Origin of the sequence: Bittarella massiliensis (ex Durand et al. 2017) (genome assembly GCF_001486165.1) — a bacterium.
GTDB classification, from domain to species: Bacteria; Bacillota; Clostridia; order Oscillospirales; family Ruminococcaceae; genus Bittarella; species Bittarella massiliensis.
In genome coordinates, this window is sequence record NZ_LN908977.1 from 883691 (window position 1) to 908293 (window position 24603).

The 24603-nt window shown below is 62.9% G+C and carries 18 protein-coding genes and 1 CRISPR repeat array; of the genes, 2 read left to right on the top strand and 16 right to left on the bottom strand.

Annotated elements, in window-relative coordinates; all coding sequences use genetic code 11:
• Nucleotides 1–12 precede the first annotated feature (12 nt).
• The 6 genes from uvrB to BN3266_RS11185 form a co-directional block, all read right to left on the bottom strand.
• Nucleotides 13–1986 (bottom strand): excinuclease ABC subunit UvrB, encoded by a 1974-nt coding sequence (uvrB, locus tag BN3266_RS11160; protein WP_021658279.1) that lies wholly within the window; start codon nt 1984–1986, stop codon nt 13–15.
• A 575-nt stretch (nt 1987–2561) separates the two neighbouring features.
• The gene (locus BN3266_RS11165) at nt 2562–3872 is read right to left on the bottom strand and encodes an ABC transporter substrate-binding protein (protein ID WP_082671807.1); all 1311 of its coding nucleotides are present in this window, start codon (nt 3870–3872) and stop codon (nt 2562–2564) included.
• A gap of 20 nt (nt 3873–3892) precedes the next feature.
• Nucleotides 3893–6361 (bottom strand): ATP-binding protein, encoded by a 2469-nt coding sequence (locus tag BN3266_RS11170; RefSeq protein ID WP_059005193.1) that lies wholly within the window; start codon nt 6359–6361, stop codon nt 3893–3895.
• A 537-nt stretch (nt 6362–6898) separates the two neighbouring features.
• Nucleotides 6899–7432: a VanZ family protein gene (locus BN3266_RS11175; RefSeq protein ID WP_075109793.1), complete on the bottom strand. Its 534-nt coding sequence runs from the start codon at nt 7430–7432 to the stop codon at nt 6899–6901.
• Between the two features lie 376 nt (nt 7433–7808).
• A complete protein-coding gene (locus tag BN3266_RS11180) occupies nt 7809–8594 on the bottom strand; it encodes a nucleoside phosphorylase (protein WP_052537588.1) in 786 nt (261 codons plus the stop codon).
• Nucleotides 8595–8616: 22 nt separating this feature from the next.
• Nucleotides 8617–9300, bottom strand: a complete 684-nt coding sequence (locus tag BN3266_RS11185; protein WP_021658287.1) for a JAB domain-containing protein — start codon at nt 9298–9300, stop codon at nt 8617–8619.
• 296 nt (nt 9301–9596) lie between these two features.
• Here BN3266_RS11185 and BN3266_RS11190 point away from each other — a divergent pair, with 296 nt between their 5' ends.
• Together BN3266_RS11190 and BN3266_RS11195 are read left to right on the top strand one after the other, a co-directional pair.
• The gene (locus BN3266_RS11190) at nt 9597–10589 is read left to right on the top strand and encodes an RluA family pseudouridine synthase (protein WP_059005195.1); all 993 of its coding nucleotides are present in this window, start codon (nt 9597–9599) and stop codon (nt 10587–10589) included.
• A 1-nt stretch (nt 10590) separates the two neighbouring features.
• Nucleotides 10591–11886 (top strand): DEAD/DEAH box helicase, encoded by a 1296-nt coding sequence (locus BN3266_RS11195; protein ID WP_059005196.1) that lies wholly within the window; start codon nt 10591–10593, stop codon nt 11884–11886.
• A gap of 141 nt (nt 11887–12027) precedes the next feature.
• A CRISPR array of direct repeats spans nt 12028–12543; the repeat unit is 34 nt; unit sequence ATTTCAATCCACTCGCTCCGCGTGAGAGCGAGAC.
• Between the two features lie 237 nt (nt 12544–12780).
• Here the strand turns inward: BN3266_RS11195 and BN3266_RS11200 are convergent.
• The 10 genes from BN3266_RS11200 to BN3266_RS11240 all read right to left on the bottom strand — a co-directional run bounded on the left by BN3266_RS11200 (nt 12781) and on the right by BN3266_RS11240 (nt 24553).
• Nucleotides 12781–17061, bottom strand: a complete 4281-nt coding sequence (locus BN3266_RS11200; RefSeq protein ID WP_059005197.1) for a PolC-type DNA polymerase III — start codon at nt 17059–17061, stop codon at nt 12781–12783.
• Between the two features lie 93 nt (nt 17062–17154).
• Complete coding sequence (gene ispG / locus BN3266_RS11205) at nt 17155–18204, bottom strand: flavodoxin-dependent (E)-4-hydroxy-3-methylbut-2-enyl-diphosphate synthase (protein ID WP_059005198.1); 1050 nt, start codon at nt 18202–18204, stop codon at nt 17155–17157.
• A 73-nt stretch (nt 18205–18277) separates the two neighbouring features.
• Entirely contained in the window at nt 18278–19312 is a 1035-nt protein-coding gene (locus BN3266_RS11210; RefSeq protein WP_059005199.1) for a M50 family metallopeptidase, read from the bottom strand.
• 45 nt (nt 19313–19357) lie between these two features.
• Nucleotides 19358–20509, bottom strand: a complete 1152-nt coding sequence (locus tag BN3266_RS11215) for a 1-deoxy-D-xylulose-5-phosphate reductoisomerase (RefSeq protein WP_059005200.1) — start codon at nt 20507–20509, stop codon at nt 19358–19360.
• A 26-nt stretch (nt 20510–20535) separates the two neighbouring features.
• Nucleotides 20536–21363 (bottom strand): phosphatidate cytidylyltransferase, encoded by an 828-nt coding sequence (locus BN3266_RS11220; protein ID WP_059005201.1) that lies wholly within the window; start codon nt 21361–21363, stop codon nt 20536–20538.
• A 2-nt stretch (nt 21364–21365) separates the two neighbouring features.
• Complete coding sequence (gene uppS, locus BN3266_RS11225) at nt 21366–22031, bottom strand: polyprenyl diphosphate synthase (RefSeq protein ID WP_059005590.1); 666 nt, start codon at nt 22029–22031, stop codon at nt 21366–21368.
• Nucleotides 22032–22109: 78 nt separating this feature from the next.
• Nucleotides 22110–22664, bottom strand: coding sequence for a ribosome recycling factor (gene frr / locus BN3266_RS11230; protein ID WP_059005202.1), 555 nt, complete (start codon nt 22662–22664; stop codon nt 22110–22112).
• Nucleotides 22665–22726: 62 nt separating this feature from the next.
• The gene (gene pyrH, locus BN3266_RS11235; RefSeq protein ID WP_021658615.1) at nt 22727–23437 is read right to left on the bottom strand and encodes a UMP kinase; all 711 of its coding nucleotides are present in this window, start codon (nt 23435–23437) and stop codon (nt 22727–22729) included.
• 288 nt (nt 23438–23725) lie between these two features.
• Entirely contained in the window at nt 23726–23869 is a 144-nt protein-coding gene (locus BN3266_RS13960; protein ID WP_021658613.1) for a hypothetical protein, read from the bottom strand.
• 57 nt (nt 23870–23926) lie between these two features.
• Complete coding sequence (locus tag BN3266_RS11240; RefSeq protein WP_059005203.1) at nt 23927–24553, bottom strand: thiamine diphosphokinase; 627 nt, start codon at nt 24551–24553, stop codon at nt 23927–23929.
• Between the last annotated feature and the right edge of the window lie 50 nt (nt 24554–24603).

The window sequence follows — 24603 nt, forward strand, 5'->3', positions numbered from 1 at the left end:
TATTTCCTCGCTTTACTTTAAGGATTTGAGCTGCTCGATCTTGTCGCGAAGGAAGGCCGCCTGCTCGAATTCCAGCAGTTGGGCCGCCTGGCGCATCTCCTTGGTCAGCTTGTTGATCATCTCGGCCTTCTTCTCCCGGCTGAGACGCTTGTACTTCTTGACGTCGTCGGTGTCCTTCTTGGAGATTTCAATGACGTCCCGCACCGCCTTGATGATGGTCTTGGGGACGATGCCGTGGGCCTCGTTGTAGGCCTGCTGGATGGCGCGGCGGCGCTCGGTCTCGCGGATGGCCGCCTCCATCGAGCGGGTGACCACGTCGGCGTACATGATGACCTGGCCGCCGGCGTTGCGGGCGGCGCGGCCGATGGTCTGTACCAGGGAGGTCTCACTGCGCAGGAAGCCCTCCTTGTCGGCGTCGAGGATGGCCACCAGGGAGACCTCGGGGATGTCCAGCCCCTCCCGCAGCAGGTTGATGCCCACCAGCACGTCGAACTCGCCCAGCCGCAGGTCGCGGATGATCTCCATCCGCTCGATGGTCTCGGTGCCGTGGTGCATGTACCGCACCCGCACCCCCATGTTTTCCAGGTAGGCCGTCAGGTCCTCGGCCATCTTCTTGGTGAGGGTGGTCACCATCACCCGCTCCTTGCGGGCGGTGCGCTTTTGGATCTCGGTGTAGAGGTCGTCAATCTGCCCCTCGATGGGCTTGACGATCACTTCGGGGTCGGTGAGGCCGGTGGGGCGGATCACCTGCTCCACGATCTGGGTGCTCTTCTCCCGCTCAAAGTCGCCGGGGGTGGCCGAGACGAAGACCGCCTGGTTGATCTTGCCGTAGAACTCGTCAAAGTTCAGGGGGCGGTTGTCAAAGGCCGAGGGGAGGCGGAAGCCGTAGTCCACCAGATTTTTTTTGCGTGCGTAGTCGCCGGCGAACATCCCTCGCACCTGGGGCAGGGTCACGTGGGACTCGTCCACAAAGAGAAGGAAGTCGTCGGGAAAGTAGTCGATGAGGGTGTTGGGGGTGCTGCCCGGCGCCCGGCCGGAGAGGGTGCGGGAGTAGTTCTCGATCCCCTTGCAAAAGCCGATCTCCTGCAGCATCTCGATGTCGTACATGGTGCGCTGCTCGATGCGCTGGGCCTCCAGCAGCTTGTCGTGGGACTTGAAGTACTGGATGCGCTCACGCAGCTCGTCCTGGATGTCGGTGATGGCCCGCTGCATCTTCTCCTTGGGGACGATGTAGTGGCTGGCCGGGTAGATGGCGATGTGGCCCAGCACATTCTTGCTCTCCCCTGTCAAGGGGTTGATTTCGGAGATGCGGTCCACCTCGTCGCCAAAGAACTCGATGCGCACTGCCGTCTCGGTGGAGTAGGCGGGGTAGACCTCCACCACGTCCCCCCGCACCCGGAATTTGTTGCGGGTGAAGTTGACGTCGTTGCGCTCGTACTGCAGGTCCACCAACTGCTTGACCACATCGTCCCGGCTCCTCTCCATCCCCGGGCGCAGGGAGATGACCATGGTCCGGTAGTCGATGGGGTCGCCCAGGGAGTAGATGCAGGAGACGCTGGCCACCAGGATGACGTCCCGCCGCTCCGAGAGGGCGGCGGTGGCCGAGTGGCGCATCTTCTCGATCTCCTCGTTGATGGAGGAGTCCTTTTCGATGTAGGTGTCGGTGGAGGCCACGTACGCCTCGGGCTGGTAGTAGTCGTAGTAACTGACGAAGTACTCCACCGCGTTTTCAGGGAAGAACTCCCGAAACTCCGAACAGAGCTGGGCGGCCAGGGTCTTGTTGTGGGCCAGCACCAGGGTGGGCCGGTTGACCTGGGCGATGACGTTGGCCATGGTGAAGGTCTTGCCCGAGCCGGTGACCCCCAGCAGGGTCTGCTCCCTGTCCCCCCGCTCGATCCCCTCCACCAGCTCGGCGATGGCCTGGGGCTGATCGCCGGTGGGCTGATAGGGGGAGACCAGTTTGAAAGACCCGTTCGTATTTCCCATTTCTGCACCTCCCTGCCGTCCCCGCCGGGCGGGGACGAGATAACCAGACAACTGTCAAAAAATAGACAATATAATACATGCGCGACCGCCCTCGTCCCCCCTTTTTTCCCCTGGGCGGACAAAGGTGCGCACACAAGAACTCGAGTCTATATTATAGCACAGCGGCCCCCTCTTTAAAAGGTTCACAAGGGAAAACATTTGTTTGTAAGAAATTGAAATTTATATCTATTTTTGCCAAATCGCCGCGGGAAATGCAGGGGGAGCGGCCGCTATCCGGCAGGGCAGCAAAGCGGGTTCAGAAGGCAGGACAAACCGGTTTGGGAGCGGCGGTCCCCCTTCCCTCACCCCTCGGCACAGCGGTGGAGGGCGGGAGAGTGCCGCCAGGGAGAGCTACTGGAAAGGCGACAGCGCCAGAGAGCGCCCACCGAGAGATTTCCCCCGCCACGGACCCAAAGAGAGAACACCAGGGAACCCCTGTCCCAGGGGCCCTTCTGCGCCCGCCAAAGGGGCCGCCGGACCTTTTAACACGCAATCGGAGAGGGCCAAACAGGTCGTTTGAGCCCTCTCCAACGCGCTTATCCGCCCTCGTACCGGCCAATCTGTTCCAGTTGGATGGCGTTGTACTTCTCCGCTGCCTCTTCGGCTGAGAGACCGTCGATCATCTCCAGGCAGAGGGTGCGGGTGGTGTCCCAATAGGTGAAGTGCAGGTTCATGTCCTCGATGGGGATCTGTCCCTCCCGGTTGACCAGGGGCAGCAGCTTCTGCATGTGCTCGGCGCCCATCGGCATCCCCTCCTGCCCCTCTCGCGAGGGCAGGGCGCCCCCTCCGTCTGTCAACAGTTCGGCGGCAGTGGCGTCGCTCATGTACTCCGCCACCTCCAGCGCCTCCTTCAGGTGGTTGCTGTTGGCGTTGACACAGAGTCGGTCGGCGATGGAGGGCAGGCAGACCGCCCCGTCCGGAAGGGCGGGCACCCCCTGCGCCTGATAGGGCATCCCCTCCCCCTCGTCGTCAAAGTACTTCTCCACCCCGGTGCTGAAGAAGGCAAAGGCGACGGTTTGCTCCTGAAAGGCCTGCAAGTCGGTGGTGCAAGCCGGGATGCTGTCCACCCCCTCCCGGGTCAGGTCGTCCCCGTAATAGCCCTGCTCCAAGAACTCCTCAAACAGCTGAAAGCCCTCCAGCATGTAGTTGCCGACGGGGATGCTCCCGTCGTTGAGGCCCTTGGCCAACTCGTCATAGCGGTCGGACTGGTAGAGCTTGTAGAGTCCCCTCGCCATCACCGGCACCGTCATGGCGTACCAGCGGTTGACGGCAAAGGGGGTCACCCCGTTTTCTTTGAGCACCTGGCAGCAGTGCATCCAGGAGGGATAGTCGTCGGGGGGGTCAAGGCCGTATTTTTCCAACAGGTCGGTGTTCACATACATCCCGTAGGCTGCCATGGTGAGGGGGATGGTGTAGACCAGACCGTCTATTTCGGCCTGCTCCCGCGCCGCGGGGTAGAGGCGGCTGCAGGCCGGCAGGTCGGCCAGGTCACACAGGTACCCGCTGGCGGCAAAGGATTTGACGCTGTCGGCGTTGATGGCGAAGAGGTCGTCCCCCTGGCCGGACGCCAGACGCTTTTCCAGCACCTCGTTGTACCCGTCCTTTATCGAGAGCCCTTCCACCTGGATCTGCACGTCGTCGTGGGAGGCGTTGTACTGGTCGATCAGTTTCAAAAAAACATTGGAGCCCTCGTTTTTCTGTTCGCCCATGGGCATAAAAAACGACAGCACAATGGGGTCGGTCTCCTGCTCCACACACATTTCGCCCCGGGTGGTACAGCCACACAGCCCCTGCATCGCCACCGCTGCACAGAGCGCGATGGCAAGTGTTCTCCCCGCGTGTTTCATCGGCAGTTTCGCCCCCTTTTCTACTGCAAGAGATTTTGCAGGACTGCGTACAGCTGCTCAAAATCGATCGGCTTTGACAGGTGTGCGTCCATCCCCGCGTCGAGGGCTCTCTGAACATCCTCCGCGAAGGCGTCGGCCGTCATGGCGACGATGGGGATCGTCCCCGCGTCCGGCCGCGAAAGCCCCCTGATTTTGCGGGCCGCGTCGTAGCCGTTCATCACCGGCATCTGAATGTCCATGAGGATGGCCCGGTAGTATCCCGGCCGGCTGGCGGCAAATTTCTGCACCGCCTCCGCCCCGTTCTCGGCCGTCTCCACCGACAGGCCGAAGAGGGTCAGCATCTCGACGGCGATCTCCCGGTTCAGGCCGTTGTCGTCCGCCAGCAACACCCGCGTGCCGGCGGGGAGCGCCTGGATGTGGTCGGCGGGTGTCCCCGCCCCCTCCACCTGCACTCCCGCCCCGCCCTCCGCGATCTGAAAGCGGAGTTCGACGACAAAGGTGGTCCCCTGGTCCGGCGCGCTCTCCACCGAGATGGTACCGCCCATGAGGTCGAGCAGGCGCTTGGTGATCGCCATGCCGAGACCGCTGCCCAGCCGCCCGTTCTTTTCGCGGTCCTCCTGCTCAAAGGAGTCAAAGAGGTGGGGCAAAAATTCCGGGGACATGCCGACGCCGTTGTCCCGGATGACCTGCTTCATCCGCACCCAGCCGGGCTCGTCCTCCAGCTCGGTGATTTCCCAGGAAATCATCCCCCCGACGGGGGTGAACTTGACGCTGTTGCCCAGGATGTTGATCAGGACCTGCGCCACCCGCAGCGCGTCGCCGTAGACCCAGTTGTGCCGCAGGTCGACAATTTCGACGGCAAAGGTCTGGTTCCGCGCCTCCGCCTGGCTGCGGATGATGGTGGAGATCTTCTGGATCTCCTCCTCCACCTGCAGCGGCTGCAGCTTGATGTGCAGCTTGCCGTTCTCGATCCGGCTCATGTCCAAGATGTCGTTGACCAGGCTCAACAGGTAGCGGCTGGAACTGCTGATTTTTTGCAGCAGTTCCCCGATGCGCGCGGGGCAATCTTCCTGCAACAGGGCCAGCTCGGTCATCCCCATAATGGCGTTCATGGGGGTCCTGATGTCGTGGCTCATGGCGGAGAGGAAGTCGCTCTTGGCCCGGCTGGCCTTCTCCGCCGCCGCCAGGGCGGCGTCCAGGTCCTTTCTGATTTCCCGCTCGGCCGTCTGGTCCTCCACCGCCACAATGTAGCGGTTGTCGTTTGCACTGCCGCCAACGCGCAAGATCCGCACCCTGACCCACAGGGTCTGCCCATCCGGATGCCGGTACCGGCACTCCTCCCCCACGTTTTTATGTAGTGACCCGCCCATCATCCGGGCGGCAGACTGCCGCAGAGAATCGCTCTCGCAGCGCCCAAAAAACAGCATGGGGTCTTCCCGACAGACATCGTCCGGAAGTCCCAGCACCTGAAGGGAGTTTTGGAACACCATCTCCATCCGCTGGCGGCGGCCGTTGTAAATCATGAAGACCTGCTCCACATTCTCCGCAATCAGACCGAAGAGGGTGTCCCGGTACGCCCGCTCCCGCGAGAGGGCTGCCTCCCGCTTTCGGCTGTTGAGCATCAGCATGAGGACCGCCACGCAGATAAAGACAAAGGCGCAGACGACCGACATGAGAAAGAGGATGGAACTGCGGGCCTGTTGGATCACCGCCATCGGCACGATGGCCGTCATGTACCAGCCGGGGGTGCCCGCCACCGGCGTGAAGTAGAGGTAGTTGGCGGCGTCCTCGATTTTGAGCACAACACTGCCGGACCGGCCCGCCTCCACCAGCTCCTTTACCCTTTGCAGCGAGCCTTCGGGGTTCCCGCTCTTTTCCAGCATGTCGTAGAGGGAGGCGTAGGTCCTCTGGGCGACGGTATTTTTGGTGTAGACCAGGTAGTCCCCGCTCGCCCCGTCGATCATGTAGGCAAAACCGCGGCCGCCGAGAAACTCCATCGCCGCCGCGACATAGTAGTCCTCCAGGTCCACATAGCCGTACAGCATGGCCGGCGAACCGTCGCGCAGGGTCGTCGCGGCGCGCAGGACCACCTGCTTTCTGCCGTTCCAGCCAAAAAAGGCGCCGCTGATGTCGCTGCCCTCGGGGAAGGGGGCCCACTGCATATCGGTTTCAGGGGTGATTTCTCCGCCGTCGCTGAAAAGGCCGCTGCCGTCGGCCCGCACCAGAGCGACACGGCTGAAGATGCCCTGCTCGACATATTCCTGAAGCTGGTTCACCAGCCGCTCCTCCGGCAGCAGAGCAACCATCTCCGACAGCTCGCCGAGACAGCGCCGGTCCCGCCCGGCATATTCCGCTATGTAGTCGGCGCCGATCTTGGTCATGCTCTTGATGCCGCTCTCGGTGTCCTCCCGCAGGCTGTCGTTGATGCTGTTGACAAAGACCAATATCCCGACGATCAGCAGCAGCACCAGGGCCAAGCTCCCCACCATGCGAAACAGGCTCTTTCTGTTTTGGTACAGTCCACTTGTTTGACCTGCGCTGTTCGGCGTTTTTTTCACCGAATCTCACCTGCTCTCACTCTGCTGTCCGCTTTCGGAGGAATGTCTCCCCCGTTTGCCCCGCACAGATAAAGACAGGGCAGGCGAGCGCGCTCCCCTCGCTGCCCAACCGGGTGCGCCGCCAAAAGGGTGCGGCCGGTCAAGCTGCCAAAAGGGGGTGTTGTCGTCAAAGCGTGTGGAGCGGTCGAGCCGTGTTTGACAGCCACAGCGGCCACTCCACAATTACATCTCGATATGTATGTTTTTATTGTATCATTTTGTAAATGTCAAAGCAACCAAATCATCCTTTTTTAGACCGTTTTCACAGGTGTGGCGGCAGCGGCACAGAAAGAGCCGGCGGCCAATCGACCACCGGCTCTTTTGTCTCCCCATCCCACGCCCTGTCGGCGGATGTCATCTGCCCTTTGCCAGCAGATGACACCCGCCGACAGGGGAAGCTGATTGAAAATGGCAGCGAGGCGCCCTGCCTCAACAGCGCGCCAACAGGCTGTTCCAGCCCCTTCGGCTGCGAAACAGTCGGTCGCACAGCCGAAACGCCAGGTAGCCGATCACCCCACCCAAAAAGTTGGCAATCACGTCGTCGATATCCGAAGAGCGCCCGATAAAGAACTGCAAAAACTCAATGCTGAAGGTCGTCAAAAACGTGACCAGGGCGACTTTTGAAAACCGCCTCAACCCTTTGAAGACGGCGGGGAGAAAGAACCCCAGCGGAATAAAGAGCAGAACGTTGGGGATTTTCTCGACGATGAGCGGATAGAGATCATCTCCCGTTCCCAGCCATACAAAGGGGATCAGGTTGAGGGTGTGGGTCTCCGGCTGAAAGGTTATGGGGGTAAAGAAAATCGTCGCAAAAGCGATGAGAAAGAGGGAGCAGATCAGCCCCAGATAGCCAACCTGCCGGGGAATGCTCTTCCCCCGCTTTTTCAAGTAAAACAAAACCGGCAGATACAAAATTGCCAACACCGCGGTAAAAATCAGCGCCAGCCTGAAATAGGCTTCCATCCTGTGCACAGTCCACTCCTCCTTTTTTCTGATCATACGGGAAATCAGTCACCAAACCCCGTATGATTTTCCGCATAAATCAATGAAGAAATGAAAAGACAGGGGGATCGTTGCCGCCCTTTCCCGCACCCGCTGTCTGTGTACCGCCCTGCAACCCGCAAAATGGACGCAAAATTGTCCGTCTGCCCCCTGTTCCGGCAGCGCTTGGATGTTCCGGCCCGCTCCCACAAAAAAGCAGGCGTCCCTCTCTGAACGCCTGCTACTGGCAAAGCACTGACCCGATTTTCCCGACACCTGCCGCCCTTTTGCCGCTCGTTTTCCCCGGAGGGGGCCGGTTTCCATCCCCACCGCCCCCCTGAGCAACTCTTAAAAAATGCTACCGCCCCTGCGCAAAGGCAAAGTCGATGGCCGCCTGAAAGAAGCGGTCCCGCGCCTCGACCCGGCGGCGGACGCCCCAGCTCCACGGGGTGGGGTCCTCGGCGGTGGGGTGTTTGTCCGAGACCAGCAGCAGGGCCACCGCCTCGGCCCCCAGGTACTGGCTGACGCTCAGGACGGCGGAGGCCTCCATGTCCACCCCCACGCAGCCCTGCTGCCGCCAGAGCGCCTCCTTGCGCACCGTTTGGCGGTAGACGGCGTCGGTGGTGACCGTCGGCTGCTCCCACACCCGCAGGCGGGGGGAGAGGAACGCCACCGCCTGCCGGTGCAGTTCCGGCGAAGGGGCAGCCCAGCGAATGCGGGGGTGGTAGTGGTGGCTGGTCCCCTCCTCCACCAAGATGCGAGGGGGAGCGACGGCGTCGCAGAGCCCCACCTCCCCCGCAAAGCAGCCGCAGTAGCCCACCAGGATGAATTTTTTTACCCCCAGGGCAAAGAGGGTCTCCACCGTGTCGGCCCCCTGGGGCGCGCCCCGGCCGCCGTCCAGAAAACAGACCCCCTCCTCCCCCTTCACCGCGTAGACGGGGGTGGGAAAGAGGAAGCGGGGCAGCATTTCCGTCAGGGTGATGACGGGATGGTGCGCCTGCAGATAGGGCACCCCCTGGGACTGAAAGAAGAGGACCGCCGTCTCCGGCAGATCGAGGGGCTCCCCCCGGTGTTCGCTGCGGGCGTGGACCCGCGCCTGAATCACCGGTTCGGTGTCGTCATTTTCCAGGTACCAGTCAATCATTTTTTCCTCCTTTTTCTCCGCCCTAAAGGGCGACAAAGATGTTGCTGTCGGCCAGGGAGATGTAGTCGTCCCCCGAGACGATGATGTGGTCCACCAGCTGGATGTGCAAGGCCTTGAGGGTGTTGTGGATCTGCAGGGTGGAGCGGACGTCCTCGTCCGAGGGCAGGGCCACCCCGCCGGGGTGGTTGTGGGCGATGACCACCCGGCTGCACTTGGAGAGGGCGGCCCGCTCCACGATCTTCTTTTGGTTGATGGAGACCGCGTTGTGGATGCCCTGGGCGATCAGCTCGCAGCGAAGCAGCTTGTAGCGGTCGTTGAAGCAGAGCAGATAGAGGGATTCGTCGGTCTTACCGATGAACATGGGGATCAGGTAATCCCCGATTTTCTGGGTGCAGTCGAGGACGTTTTCAAACGACTGCATGTCCTTTAAATAGCTGCGAAAGAGGGAAAGCACCAGCTTGAGGAGCACCGCCGCGTTGTAGCCGATGCCGGGGACCTGCTGCAACTCATCCACGTCGGCCTCCAGCACCCCCTTGATGCCGCCAAAAGCGTCCAGCAGGCGGTGGGCCAGCTCGTTGGTATCCCGCCGGGGGATGGCGTAGTAGAGGAGGATCTCCAACAGGATGTGGTCGGGCAGGCCCTCCCCGCCCATCTGCAAAAAAAGCTGCCGGGTGCGGTCCCGGTGGCCCTTGTGTTCGTCGCTCATAGGCACCTCGGAAAAAGCGGCGCAAAAGCCGCATTTGTAATCTCTCGGCGTTTGGGTTATACTGACAGATATGCGAATTTGGCCCGCCCCCCTCAAAGTGGGGCGAAAGGGGCCCATTCGACAGCGTTCGCCGCGCATCCATTATACCACAAGTGCAAGGCGAGCGGTGGTGTTGGCCATCGGGCAGGGAGCAAACAGCGTTTGCGGGCCTGCCCGGCCGCCCTCGGTATAATAGCTGCTTTGCGGCCATTATACCCCATTCCCACAAAAAAAGCTACGACAGAGGAGCGCCTGTTTTGTACCAGTATTCCATCGGCCCCAACGACGGGGGCCAGCGGCTGGACCGCCTGCTGAAAAAGCTGCTGCCAGACTGTCCGACCGCCCTCTTTTACAAGTGGAACCGGCAGAAAAAAATCAAGCTCAACCGCAAACGAGTCGAGCTCTCCTCCTTTGTGCAGGAGGGGGACCAGTTGGACCTCTACCTGCCCGAGGGGGTCACCCCCCGCGAGAGCCGGGGGGCGGGGCTCACCCTCCCCCCCGCGCTGGAGCCCTGCCGGGTAGTATACGAGGACCCGCAGGTGCTGGTGCTGGAAAAGCCGGTGGGGGTGCCCACCCAGCCGGACGACAGCGGCTCCCCCTCCCTGCGGGAGATGGCCCTGGCCCACCTCATCCAAAACGGCAGCTATCTCCCCCAGCGGGAGCACAGCTTTGCCCCCGCCCCCTGCAACCGGCTGGACCGCAACACCCAGGGGCTGGTGCTCTTTGGCAAAACCGCCGCCGCCCTGCGGGAGCTGACCCGGCTCATCCGGGAGGGGCGGGCGGAGAAGCGATACCTCTGCCTGGCCGCCGGCGCCCTCTCCCCCGACAGGGGGGAACTGGGGGGCCACATCGTCAAGGACGGGCGAAAAAACCGCTCCCAGGTCTACCCGACTCCCCAGCCCGGCAGCAAGCCGGTGCACAGCCGCTACCGGGTCATCGCCCCCTTGGGGGAGGACAGCTTGGTGGAAATCACCCTGCTCACCGGCCGCTCCCACCAGATACGGGCCCAGCTCGCCGCCACCGGCCACCCCTTGCTGGGGGACGGCAAGTACGGCGGCCCCACCGACCGCTACACCCGGCAGGCCCTCTGCGCCTACCTCCTCCGCCTCCACCCCGAGGGGGACAGCCCCCTCGCCTACCTGGAGGGGAAGACCTTTTCCCTGCGCCCCTGGTTCCTGCCAGGGGGCTTTCCCCTCCCCCACGAAGGGGCGCAGACTGCGCCCACCGCATACAGAAAAGAGGAACACTGATTTGCAATTTGTCGATTTAAAACTCTCTCCCCCCATTCAAAAAGCCCTGGCGGAGATGGGATACCAAACCCCCTCCCCCATTCAGGAAAAGGCCATTCCCCCGGTGCTTGCCGGGCGGGACCTCTTCGGTTGCGCCCAGACGGGGACCGGCAAGACCTGCGCCTTTGCCGCCCCCATCCTCCAGCGGCTGGGCACCGACCGCGGCGGCAAGCGCCCGCCCATCCGCGCCCTCGTCCTCACCCCCACCCGGGAACTGGCCCTGCAAATCTACGAGAATTTTGTCCAGTACGGCAAGTACCTCCCCCTGCGCTGCGCCGTCATCTTCGGCGGGGTCTCCCAAAAACCGCAGGTGGAGAAGCTGCAGCGGGGGGTCGACATCCTGGTGGCCACCCCCGGTCGGCTCAACGACCTGATCGGACAGGGGTACATCTCCCTCAAAAAGGTGGAAATATTTGTCCTCGACGAGGGGGACCGGATGCTGGACATGGGCTTTATCCACGACGTGCGTCGGGTGGTGGCCCAGTTGCCCCAGGAACGGCAGACCCTGCTCTTTTCCGCCACCCTGCCGCCGGAAATCGAAAAGCTGGCCCGCACCATCCTCAAAAACCCGCTCAAGGTTTCGGTGACCCCCTCCGCCACCACCGCCGAGAAGGTGAGCCAGTCCCTCTACTACGTGGACAAGCCCAACAAAAAGCGGCTGCTGGCCGACCTCCTCCAGCAGCCGGAAATAGAGTCCGCCCTGGTTTTCACCCGCACCAAACACGGGGCCGACCGGGTGGTCAAAGAGTTGGGTCGGGCGGGGATCGAGGCCAAGGCCATCCACGGCAACAAGAGTCAGGGTGCCCGGCAGACTGCCCTCAAAGCCTTCAAGGACCGCTCCATCCGGGTGCTGGTGGCCACCGACATCGCCGCCCGGGGCATCGACATCGACGAGCTGTCCCACGTCATCAACTACGACCTGCCCAACGAGCCGGAGACCTATGTCCACCGCATCGGCCGCACCGGACGCGCGGGGCTCAGCGGCACGGCGATCTCCTTTTGCATGTTCGACGAGATCCCCTATCTCAAGGACATCCAAAAGCTCATCAAGCAGGAGATCCCGGTGGTCAAGAACCACCCCTACCCCATGGAGATCCTGGAGCCCACCCCCAAACAGCCCCGGCCCCCCCGAAGGGAGCGCCCCGCTCCGCCCAGGCAGTCCGCAGCCAGACAGCCGGGGGGACGGCCCGCGGCCAAGGGAAAACCCGCTGGACAGGGCGGGCAGAGAGGGCAAAACCAGCCCCGCAAGAAGAAGTAAGAAAGAGAGAGCCGGACAGGTGATGCTGTCCGGCTCTCTCTTTTTTGATGGGGGAATGGGAACGTGCTTTGTGGGGGGTAGGATGTCCCCTGCTGCCCTCTAAAAAGCAGGAAGCATGGCAATTCACAAATCGGCAGAAAGATTTTGGTCTACTCGCTCCGCGTGGGAGCGAAACCAGTCTATTCTGTGGGATCTCCAAGGAGCCCATGATTTCAATCCACTCGCTCCGCGGGGGAGCGAGACGGGATTGTTTTCGGCGGGATGGCGGGAGCCGCCAAATTTCAATCCACTCGCTCCGCGAGGGAGCGAGACGCCATCTTCACCTTGGTGGCACGGGCAAGCATCCATTTCAATCCACTCGCTCCGCGTGAGAGCGAGACTAGACGCTGGAGGGTGGGATTGGGGATGCGGGAGGATTTCAATCCACTCGCTCCGCGTGAGAGCGAGACTTTCCCGGCCCTGCGCCGTACATCCCGAACGAGGAATTTCAATCCACTCGCTCCGCGTGAGAGCGAGACGGGCAGCAGCTTGGACTGGGAGTGGAGGCAACTCGATTTCAATCCACTCGCTCCGCGTGAGAGCGAGACGCCATAGGTCTTCTGGGGCGATGGTGGGGACATCCTATTTCAATCCACTCGCTCCGCGTGAGAGCGAGACAGCAAACACCTACAAAAAGGCAGGCATTCTTTCACCACAACAATACAACTTCCACAAACAAATGTCAAACTGCAAGGTCTGTTCCCCCATTCCTCCCCCCTTCCCCCACTCCGCTACCCAATTTTCCGGTGCGAAGGTCCTGGGGAAACGATGTGTGCTTGGGGTTCGCACAAAAAAGCAGCCCGCCCCAGAGAGGGGCGGGCTGCCGAGTAGAAGCGCACACAAACGGCGGAGAAATCAGAAAAAGGTCATCTGGCTGGACTGGGGCAGGTCGCCGAAGGCGCCGCACTCCTTGAGGCTGTCCGCCACCGTCTTGGAGATGCCCGAGCGGGTCTGGATCTCGTCGATGGAGATGAAGCCCCCCTCTTTGATGGTCTCCTCCAGGGCGATGGCGGCGGTGTCGCCCAGCCCGCGCAGACAGTTGAAAGGCAGCCGAATCTTGCCGTCCTCCAGCCGGTAGTCGGTGGCGCCGGACTTGTAGATGTCCACCGGCAGGAACTCGTACCCCCGCAGCATCATCTCGTACATGACCTGCAGGGTGCCGTAGGTGTCCTCCTCCTTGACCGAGCGCTCCATCCCCTTGGCCTTGAGGTTGTCCATCTGGGTCTTGGTGTAGGCCGGGCCGCGGACCGCTGCCTCGGCGTCCAGGTCGCCGCCGCGCACGGTGAAGTGGGCGGCATAGAACTCCAGCGGGCGGTAGATTTTGAACCAGGCCAGCCGCATGGCGCCGATGATATAGGCCGCGGCGTGGGCCTTGGGGAACATGTACTTGATTTTCAGGCAGCTCTCGATGTACCACTCGGGGACGCCGTGTTCCCGCATAGCCTTAAAGTGCTCCTCGGTGAGGAGTTTCTTGGCGTTGCCCTTCCGGGTGATCTCCATGATTTTAAAGGCCATGCTAGGCTCCAAGCCCTTGTGCATCAGGTAGACCATGATGCTGTCGCGCGTCCCCACCACCTCACTGATGGTGCAGATGCCGTCTTTGATCAGGTCCTTTGCGTTGCCCAGCCAGACGTCGGTGCCGTGGGAAAGGCCCGAAATCTGCAGCAGGTCGGTGAAGTTTTTGGGCTGGGTGTCCACCAGCATCTGGCGGACGAAGTTGGTCCCCATCTCGGGGATGGCAAAGGTGCCGGTCTCGCTCCCCAACTCCTCCGCCGTGATGCCTAGGGGCTCCGGGCTGGTGAAGAGCTTGAACACCTGGGGGTCGTTCATGGGCAGGTCGTTGACGTGGATGCCGGTGAGCCGCTCCAGGTGCTTGTAGAGGGTGGGAACATCGTGTCCCAGCTCGTCGAGCTTGAGGATGGTGTCGTGGAGGGAGTGGAAGTCGAAGTGGGTGGTGATGATGTCGGAGTCGGCCTTTTCCGCCGGGTGCTGCACGGCGGTGAAGTCGTACACCTCGTGGTTGGAGGGGACGACCACCATCCCGCCAGGGTGCTGGCCGGTGGTCCGCTTGACCCCGGTACAGCCCTGCACCAGCCGCTTCATCTCCGCCTTGTGGACCACCCGGTCCTTCTCCTCCAGGTACTTCATCACGTAGCCGTAGGCGGTCTTGTCCTGAATGCCGGAAATGGTGCCGGCCTTGAAGACGTGGTCCTTGCCGAAGAGCTCCTCGGTGTACTTGTGGGCGCTGGCCTGGTACTCGCCCGAGAAGTTCAGGTCGATATCAGGGGCCTTGTCGCCGTTGAAGCCCAAAAAGGTCTCAAAGGGGATGTCGTGGCCGTCCCCCACCAGGGGGGCGCCGCACTGGGGGCAGATCTTGTCCGGCAGGTCAAAGCCGGAGCCGATGCTGCCGTCGTCAAAGAACTCGGTGTACTTGCAGGCCGGGCAGCGGTAGTGGGGCACCAGGGGGTTGACCTCCGAAATGCCGGCCATGCTGGCCACAAAGGAGGAGCCGACCGAGCCCCGGGAGCCGACCAGATAGCCGTCCTCCTCCGACTTCCAGACCAGTTTCTGTGCGATGATGTAGAGCACCGCAAACCCGTGTTTGATGATGGAGTCCAGCTCCCTGTCCAGCCGCTTTCGCACCAAATCGGGCAGGGGGTCGCCGTAGAGCTCTTTGGCCCGGTCGTTGGTGATGCGCACCAGATCCTCCTCCGCCCCCTCGATGGTGGGGGTAAAGGTGCCCATGGGGATGGGGCGGATCTGCTCGACCATGTCGGCAATCTTGCCGGGGTTGTCGATGACCACCTCTTCGGCCAGCTCCCGCCCCAGGTAGGCAAACTCCTCCAGCATCTCGTCGGTGGTCTTGAAGTAGAGGGGCGCCTGCTCCGAGGCGTCGCTAAAGCCCTGCCCGGTCATGAGGATCTCCCGGAAGATGGCGTCTTCGGGGTTCAAAAAGTGCACGTCCCCGGTGGCCACCACCGGCTTGCCCAGGTCTTTGGCCAGGCGGCAGATGAGCTTGTTGTGCTCCTGCAGCACCCCCACGTCGCTCACCGAGCCGTTGCGCACCATGAACATGTTGTTGCCCAGGGGCTGGATCTCGAGGAAATCGTAGAAGTCGGCGATCTTCAGCAGCTCTTCATAGGGTTTGCCGTCGGCGATCGCTCTGTAAAGTTCACCCGCTTCACAGGCACTGCCGATGATCAGCCCCTCCCGCAGGGCGTTGATGCGGCTGCGGGGCATCCGCGGGCGGCGGAAAAAGTAGTCCAGGTTGCTCTCGGACACCAGCTTGTAGAGGTTTTTCAGGCCGGTGTTGTTGCGCACCAACAGGATGATGTGGTAGGAGTGCAGCTTCTTGGGGTCGGCTCCCGAGAGGGAGGTGTTGATGTCCCCGGTGGTGCGTAGCCCCCGCTCCCGCAGGGTGGCAAAGAGCCGCACCAGGATGTCGGCCAGCACCTTGGCGTCGTCGGTGGCCCGGTGGTGGTTGAAGGGGGGCAGTTCCAGGTACTTGGCCACCGTGTCCAGCTTGTAGTTGCGCAGGTCCCGGTGGATCATCTGGGTCAGCAGCACCGTGTCTATGTAGGTGTTTTTGAAGGGCAGGCCGTGGCGGGCGGCCGCGGCGGCGATGAAGCCGGTATCGAAATCGGCGTTGTGGGCCACCAGGGTGCGGTCCCCACAGAAGGCCAGGAACTCCCCCACCGCCTCCCTCTCGCTGGGGGCGTCCCGCACCATGGTGTCGTCGATGCCGGTGAGCTGGGTGATTTTTGGGGGGATGGGTTTCTCCGGATTGACAAAGGTGGAGAAGCGGTCCACCTCCTCCCCGTTTTTCAGGAGGATGGCGCCGATCTCGGTGATCCGCTCGCTGGCGGCCTGCAGCCCGGTGGTCTCGATGTCAAAGACCACGAACTCCCCGTCAAAGGGGGTGCTGTCGGGGCCCTTGACGCAGGGGGTGGCGTCGTTGACATAGTACCCCTCCACCCCGTAGATGGCCTTGAAATCCGGGTCCTCCTTGCGGATGCCGGCCACCGTATTCATGATGTCGGGGAAGGCCTGCAGCACCCCGTGATCGGTGATGGCCACCGCCCGGTGGCCCCACTTGTGGGCCTGTTTGATCAGGTCGGAGGCCTCGCTCATCCCGTCCATGGAGGACATTTTGGTATGCATGTGCAGCTCGACCCGCTTGCGGGGAGCGGTGTCCTTGCGCCCCTGCATGGGGTCGGCGGTCTCGTTGATGTCGTAGGGTTGGATGTTGATGTCCCGGTCAAAGCGGTCGTAGACCACCTTGCCCCGCACCAGGATGCTGTCGCCCTTGCCCAGCTGCATGACCTTTTCCAGCTTGGCCGGCTCCTTGATGGTCTTGACCGTCATCGAACCGGTGCCGTCGGTGATGTCCAGCTGCACCACCAGCCGCTGGCCGTTTTGGATCTCCTTCTTCTCGATGTCGAAGATTTTGCCCCGGATCAGCACCGCCATGTCGTTGAAGTCGCTGTTGAGCTCCCCCAAGGGGGTCACCTGGCCGGGCTTTATCTTCTTGCCGAGGATCTCCTCCCCGCCGGAGACGGTGGCCCTGGACGGCTTGGCGGCGGGCGCCTTTGCCCTGGCGGCAGCCGCCGGGCGCGCCGGGCGCTGGAGGGCGGGGGCGGGGGCGTCGGGCGCCGGGCGGGGCGGCGGGGGCGCGTCCTCCCCCACCACGACTAGGGCCACCCCCTCGCCACAGAGCTGCCGGTACTGGCTGCAAAACTTCTGCTCAAACCCCAGCCCCGCCAGGATGTGCTTGCCCCCCTGCTCCAGTTCGAGCACGTAGGCGTTCTCCCCCCCGTCGTAGCGGATGTGGGAGCGGGAGAGGATGCAGTCGAGCATCGAGTTGCCCTCTTTGGCGTACTCGGCCACCAGCTCGAAGAGGGCCTCCCCCGGCTCCTCTGCCGGAAAGGTGGGGACGAGGGCCGCCTCGCAGCCCAACTGGCCCTTCAGGTGGTTTTGCAGGAGCTTGCAGGTGGCATAGGGCAGCGGCTGCGCAAAGCGGGCCGCGATTTCCAACCGGTTCTCCCGGCGGTCCACGGCGATGGAGAGGATGTCGGCGGGGAGGTCTTCCATCTCCCCCCTGGCGATCCCCAGCTGTTCAAAAAAATACTGGCTCAATGGCGGCTTCCTTCCTGGTCACTTCCCGCAGCGCGCGGGGCCGGTTTTTGCTTCACAAAGGGCGGAGGGCCAGAGAGCCTGCCGCCCAACATATCACAGTCGCTCGATCTCCTCCATCAGGGCCGGGAGGATCTGGTCTTCCGGCACCTTGCGGAGGATCTCCCCCTTGCGGAAGAGAAGGCCGCAGCCGTCTCCCCCGGCCACCCCGATGTCGGCCTCTCTGGCCTCGCCGGGGCCGTTGACCGCGCAGCCCATCACCGCCACGGTGATGTCCTTCTCCATCCCCTCCACCAGGCGGTCCACCTCTTTGGCGAGGGAGATCAGGTCGATCTGGGTGCGCCCGCAGGTGGGGCAGGAGACCACCCGCACCCCCTGCTTGCCGATCCCCAGGGCCTTGAGGATGTCCCGGGCGGCCCGCACCTCCTTCACCGGGTCGTCGGTGAGGGAGACGCGGATGGTGTCGCCGATGCCGTCACAGAGGAGGGAGCCGATGCCGACGGCCGACTTGATGAGGCCCATCCGCTCGGTCCCCGCCTCGGTGACCCCCAGGTGGAGGGGGTAGTCGCAGCGCTGGGACATCAGCCGGTAGGCCTCGATCATGGTGGGGACGCTGGAGGACTTGAGGGAGACGGCGATGTCCGCAAAGCCGCACTCCTCCAGCAGGGAGATGTGGTAGAGGGCGCTCTCCACCAGGGCGGGGGCGGTGGGGGCGCCGTATTTCTGCAAGATCTCCTTTTCCAGGGAGCCGCCGTTGACCCCGATGCGGATGGGGACGCCGTGGGCCTTGCAGGCGTCGGCCACCGCCTGCACCCGCTCCCTGCCGCCGATGTTGCCGGGGTTGATGCGGACCTTGTCCACCCCCGCCTCCACCGACGCCAGGGCCAGCCGGTGGTCAAAGTGGATGTCCGCCACCAGGGGGGTGGGCACCGCCGCCTTGATGGCGCCGATGAGCCGCACCGACTCCCGGTCGGGGACGGCAACCCGGATGATGTCGCACCCCGCCGCAAAGAGGCGCTTGGCCTGCTCTACGTTGGCCTCCACATCCGCCGCCGGGGCGCAGAGCATCGACTGGACGGCGATCTCCTCGCCGCCGCCGATCTTGACCGAGCCGATTTGCAGGGTGCGGGTCTTTTTTCTCTCCATGAGCTTGTCCCTCTTCTATGTAAAATTGGTGCGGGGCCGGTTTCGGTCCCCGCAACTGTGTTCAGCCCACCGGTCAGCGGGCAAATATTCGGGTGATGTCGCTGTAGGTCACAAAGAGCATAAAGCCGATGAGGAGTAGGAACCCCGCCGCGTGGACAAAGCCCTCGTACTTGGCCTTGATGGGCTTGCGGCGGATCGCCTCGATGAGGAGGAAGACCAGCCGTCCCCCGTCCAGCGCCGGGATGGGCAACAGGTTGAAGATGCCCACGTTGATGGTCAGCAGCGCCAGCATGTTGAGGGTGGTCTCCCAGCCCATGCTCACCGCCTGGTTGATGATGTCCACCGTCCCCACCGGGCCGGCTACCTGGGAGATGGGCACGTTGCCGGTGATGAGGTCGAGCAGGGAGACCCAGACCATCTTCCCGATGGAGACGGTCTTGAGGGCCGACTCCTTGAGCACCCCGCCCACCGTTTTGGGGACCCCCAGCACCCAGAAGTCGCGGCTGATAAACTGGTTGCCGTTGTCGTCCTGCGCCAGGGCAAACTGCACCCCGGTGAGGGTGACCTTCTCGCCGTCGCGGAGAACGGTCATGTCCACATAGCCGTCTTTGTCCCGCATCAGCTCAAAGTCGATGTCGTTGGCGATGTAGATGCGCCGGCCGTTGATGGAGAGCACCTCGTCCCCCACCTGCAGCCCCGACTGGGCGCTGAGGGAGGTCTCGTCAAACTTGGCCACCGTGGTGGTGGGCACCAGTTTGGAGGCCGAGGTGAGGATGATGAGGATGACAAAGCCCAACACCAGGTTCATCAGGGCCCCGGCGATCACCACCAGGATGCGGATCCAGACCGGGCGGCGGGAGAAGGCCCGCTCGTCGGTGCTGTCCTCGTCCTCCCCCTCCATGGCCACGAAACCGCCGATGGGGACCGCCCGCAGGGCATAGGTGGTCTCCCCCTTCTGCCGCTTGAGGAGGGTCGGCCCCATGCCGATGGCAAATTCGTTGACCTTGATCCCCCCGAGTTTGGCGGTGATGAAATGCCCCAACTCGTGGATCATGATGATCAGCCCGAACATCAGGACTGCCAAGAGGATCGAAAAAACGATGTTCATAGTTCACCTTCCAACTGATGAGCGAGGGCCGAAAGCCGCTTTTGGCTACCTCGCCTGTGCGCGGACATAGGCCCGCGCCTGTGCGTCTGTCTGCAGCACATCCTCTAAAGAATATACGTCTGCGCGGGGCACAGTATTCATGGCCCCCCGCACCAGTTCGCCGATCTCCAAAAAGCTGATCTTCCCGTCCAAAAAGAGGGCCACCGCCTCCTCGTTGGCGCCGCTGATGGCGCAGGGGGCGAGTCCCCCCCGCCGGGCCGCCTCGATACAGGTCTTTAGGCAGGTGAAGGTCTCGACGTCGGGCTTGGCAAAGTGGAGGGTCGGATAGTCTGTCAAGGAGAGTTCCTTTACAGGGGATGGGAGCCGCTCCGGGTAGGTCAGGGCGTACTGGATGGGGATGCGCATGTCCGGCACCCCCAACTGGGCCAGCACCGAGTGGTCGTCGAACTCCACCAGGGAGTGGATAACGCTCTCCCGGTGGACAACGATCTCGATTTCGTCCGGGGTCTTGTCAAAGAGCCAGGCCGCCTCGATGAGTTCCAGCCCCTTGTTCATCAAGGTGGCGGAGTCCACCGTGATCTTGGCCCCCATAGACCAGTTGGGGTGGTTGAGGGCGTCCTCGATGCTCACCTTCTCCAGCTCCTCCCGGCCCCTGCCAAAGAAGGGGCCACCCGAGGCGGTGAGGATGACCTTTTTCAGGGCCTTGGCCGAGTGGCGGTCCTGCAGGCACTGAAAGATGGCCGAGTGCTCGCTGTCCACCGGGAGGATGGGGACCCCCTTGGCCCGGGCGGCCTCGGTCACCAGCTTGCCGCCGGCGACCAGGGTCTCCTTGTTGGCCAGGGCCACCGGTTTGCCCGCCCCGATGGCGGCCAGGGTGGGGCGAAGCCCCACCATCCCCACCACCGAGTTGAGGACCACGTCGGCCTCTTCTCGGGCGGCCAGTTCGCAGAGGCCGTCCACCCCCGCCAGGACCTTGGTGTCGGTGTCCCGCAGGGCGTTCCGCAGGGCGCGCGCCGCCCGCTCGTCCACCATGCAGGCGAAGGGGGGGCGGAACCGGCGCACCTGATTTTCCAGCTCTAAAACAGAAGAGTTGGCCGAAAGGCCAACCACTTCATAGCCGTTTTTTTCAATGACGTCCAGGGCCTGGGTGCCGATGGAGCCGGTGGAGCCCAGCACCGTTACTTTTTTAGCGCACATGAAAAAGCCTTCCTTTCGCCCCCGCCCTAGCGCAGGACGATGGGCAGGTAATAGGAGAGCAGCAGCACCGTGGGCAGGGTGAAGATGACGCTGTCAAATCGGTCCATGATCCCCCCGTGCCCGGGCATGATGGTGCCGTAGTCCTTGATCCCCTGCTGCCGCTTGAGGCTGGAGGCCACCAGGTCCCCCAACATCCCCGCCAGGGCGCCTACGGTGGCCACCACGATCAGGTGGGGATAGGAGATGGGCCCGCCGCCCAAAAAGCGGTGGTAGCCCCAGGCGATGAGGCAGAGGGCCAACACGTTGGTGAGCAGGCCGCCCAGCGAGCCCTCCACCGTCTTGTGGGGGCTGACGTTGGGGGCCAGTTTGTGCTTGCCGAAGAGCCGGCCCGAAAAATAGGCCCCGGTGTCGGCCAGCCACCCGCAGCCCAGCGCGGCGATCAGATAGAAGAGCCCGTCTTGGGGAAAGACGCTGCGCATGAGCAGGGTGGAGGAGAAGCCGAAGAGGATGGCGATGGTCTCCATATAGACGATGGCGATGCTGGAAAAGGGGATGTCTGCAAAGTGAAAGACCGCAAAGGCCGCCATCCCCGCCGTAAAGACGAAGAGCCCCGCCGTCAGGTGGATGGCCCCGGTGGGGGGCATTTTGTCGTAGAGCAGCACAAAGGCCGCAAAGAGGGCGCACCAGCCGTACATCCCAAATTTGTTGTGCAGTTTCACCGCCCCGAAAATCTCGTGCAGGGCGATGAGGGTGATGAGCAGCACGATGACATTAAAGGCCAGGGTGCCGTAAAAGAGCACGGCGATCGCCAGCAGGACAAGGCCCACCGCCGCACTGATGATTCTGGTTGCCAAAATTATACCCCTCCAAACCTTCTGTCGCGGTTCTGGTACTCCAGGATGGCGCGGTCCAGGTCGCGGCGGGTGAAATCGGGCCACAGCACATCCATGAACACCAGTTCGCTGTAAGCCGACTGCCAGAGCAGGAAGTTGGAGGTCCGGTACTCCCCGCTGGGGCGGATGATCAAGTCCGGGTCGGGCTGGCCCGCGGTGTAGAGGTGCGCGGAGATGGCGTCCTCGGTGATCTCCCCGGGGGCCAGTTCCCCCCGCTGCACCTGGCCGGCCAGTTCGCGCACGGCGTGGGTGATCTCGGCCCGGCCGCCGTAGTTGAGGGCGATGTTGAGGGTCATCTGCTTGCAGTCGCGGCTCTCGTCCTCCAGCTTTTTGATGAGGGCGACAATGTCCGGCGCCAGGGGCGCAGTGTCCCCCAAAATCAGACAGCGCACCTCCTCTTCCCGGTGGTCAAAGGCGTCTTTCAGGTAGCTGCGCAGCAGGTCCATAATGGCCTCCACCTCCTCCTTGGGGCGCTTCCAGTTCTCGGTGGAGAAGGCGTAGACGGTCATGTTTTTGATGCCGATGTCCTTGCAGTAGCGGACCATGTCCCGAAAGGTCTTGGCCCCGGCCCGGTGCCCGGCAGAGCGGGGCAGCCCCCGCCGCTTGGCCCAGCGGCCGTTGCCGTCCATAATAAAGCCGATGTGCTGGGGCAGGTTGTCAAAATCCGGTTTCGCGAGAAGCCGTTTCTTCTTTTGAAAGAACACCGGCTAGATCTCCATGATCTCTTTTTCCTTGGCCTTGGCCGCGGCCTCGGCCTTGTCGCAGTAGGTGTCGGTGAGTTTCTGGATCCCCTTCTCCAGGTCCTTCAGGTCGTCTTCAGACAGCTCTCCCGCCTTCTTCTGGGCCTTGAACTTGTCGATGGCGTCCCGGCGGATGGAGCGGATGGCGACCTTGCACTCCTCCTCCAGCTTGTGGACCGACTTGACGATCTCCTTGCGGCGCTCCTCGGTCAGCGGGGGGAAGGCCATGCGGATGACCTTGCCGTCGTTGTTGGGGGTGATGCCCAAATCGCTGGCGAGGATGGCCTTTTCAATGGCTTTGAGGGTCGAGCCGTCCCAGGGCTGGATCAGCAGGGTGCGGGCGTCGGGGACCGAGACCCCGGCCATCTGGGCGATGGGGGTGGGCACGCCGTAGTAGTCCACCGTCACCTTGTCCAGGACGGCGGGGTTGGCGCGGCCGGCGCGGATGGCGGCGAACTCGCCCTCCATCACGCCGATGGACTTGCCCATCTTCTTCTCGTAAACTGCATACTCTTCTCTCATGAAAAGCTACCTCCTGTGAGGCGGCGGGGCCGCCTGATTATTTTCGGGGGGATCTCTCGCTGCTAGTCCTCGCTGACGAGGGTGCCGATGTCCTCGCCGCAGAGGGCGCGGACAATGTTGTAGGGATCGCTCAAGTCAAAGAGCAGGATGGGGAGACTGTTGTCCTTGCAGAGGGAGGCGGCGGTGGAGTCCATGACCCCCAGGGAGTCGGCCAGCACCCGGGAGAACGAGACCCGGTCGAAGCGGACGGCGTCGGGGTACTTTTTGGGGTCTTTGTCGTAGACCCCGTCCACCATGGTGGCCTTGAAGATGACCTCGGCGTTGATTTCGGCGGCGCGCAGGGCGGCGGCGGTGTCGGTGGAGAAGAAGGGGTTGCCGGTGCCGCAGGCCAGGATGACCACCCGCCCCTTTTCCAGGTGGCGCACCGCCCGGTTGCGGATGTAGGGCTCGGCCACCTGCTGCATGGGCAGGGCCGTCTGCACCCGCACCGGCACCCCCTGCTGCTCCAGGCTGTCGGCCAGGGCCAGGGCGTTGATGACGGTGGCCAGCATCCCCATGTGGTCGGCCCGGGTGCGCTCCATCTCGCCGCTGGAGCGGCCCCGCCAGAAGTTGCCGCCGCCCACGACGATGGCCACCTGGCAGCCCAGTTCGGTGCACATCTTGATGTTTTTGCAGATGTCGGTGACGATGTTGTAGTCGATCCCCATCTTTTTATCGCCTGCCAGCGCCTCGCCGGACAGCTTTAACAGGATCCTCTTGTACTTCAGTTCCATTGCTTCTCACACACTCCCACCCAGTATATTTCAAACTATATTCTACTCTATTTGCGGCACCAATGTAAAGGGAAAGCGCCCAATTCACAAATCTTTTTCATCCGCCCCCAGGGCCGCTGCAGGGCCGGGCTTGTCCCCCCTCCCTGGGGCCGCAAAAGGGGGAAGGCCCCCGCAGAGGCCTTCCCCACTTCAGTTTTGCTCGGGTTTGATCTTGAAGATCTTCTTCAGAATTTTCGACATAAATTTGGAACTCTTGATCACGACCACCTGCATCAAAAAACCCTCCTGTCAATTCTGCATCAGCAACCCCAGGGCGATGAGCACCAGGGCGATGGCGATGACGGCAGTGCCGGCGGTGAGGCAAAACGACAGCAGCAGCCCCGCTCCCAACGTCACCATAATGAGCTTGATGACCCTGTTCCTGCCGCGCATCCGCCCCACCGCCCTTTCCGCTGTTGTACCAGTATATACAAAAGGGCCGCCGGGGGTTCACTCCCTGGCCAAAACGGCCAGCAAACACCCCTTTTTGACCGCTGCTTTGCAGCTTTTTCCGGTGATCTCGTTGCTGACGCCCAGGGGGAAGTCGGGGGTCAGCAGGTGCTCGTACAGGGGGTATTTGACCCCTTGCAGGGTGACCCCCGCCGCCTCGCCCCCATAGGCGAAGAAGGAGAGGTAGCGGTAGTCCTCCCGAGGGATCTCCCGCTCCTCCTCCCACATAAAGAAGATGCGGTGGCGGTCGTCTTGCAGACAGCCGTCGGCCCCCTGCCGCTTGAGAAAATAGATGCTTTGCAGGTTGGCCAGGGTGTGGTCCAGCCGCCCGCCGGTGCAGCCCAGCAGCAAAAAGTCCCGGTAGCCCAGGGCCAGCCCCCGCTTGAGGGCGATGTGGGTGTCGGTGTCGTCCTTCACCGGGTCAAAGGCCACCACCTCCACCCCCTCCGGGGGGCTGCTGGCCGAGTCCAAGTCCCCCATCAGCAAGTCGGGGGTCAGGCCCACCCGGCGCAGGTGGTCGATCCCCCCGTCGGCACAGATGACATAGTCCCGGGCGGGGTCGATCTGCCCCAGGACCCGGTCGCTCTCCAGGGGGGCCGCCCCCACCACCACACAGCGCTCTTTCACCGCTTCTCTCTCCCCTCTCAACCAGTCGGGGCCGCCGTCGCCCGGCGGCC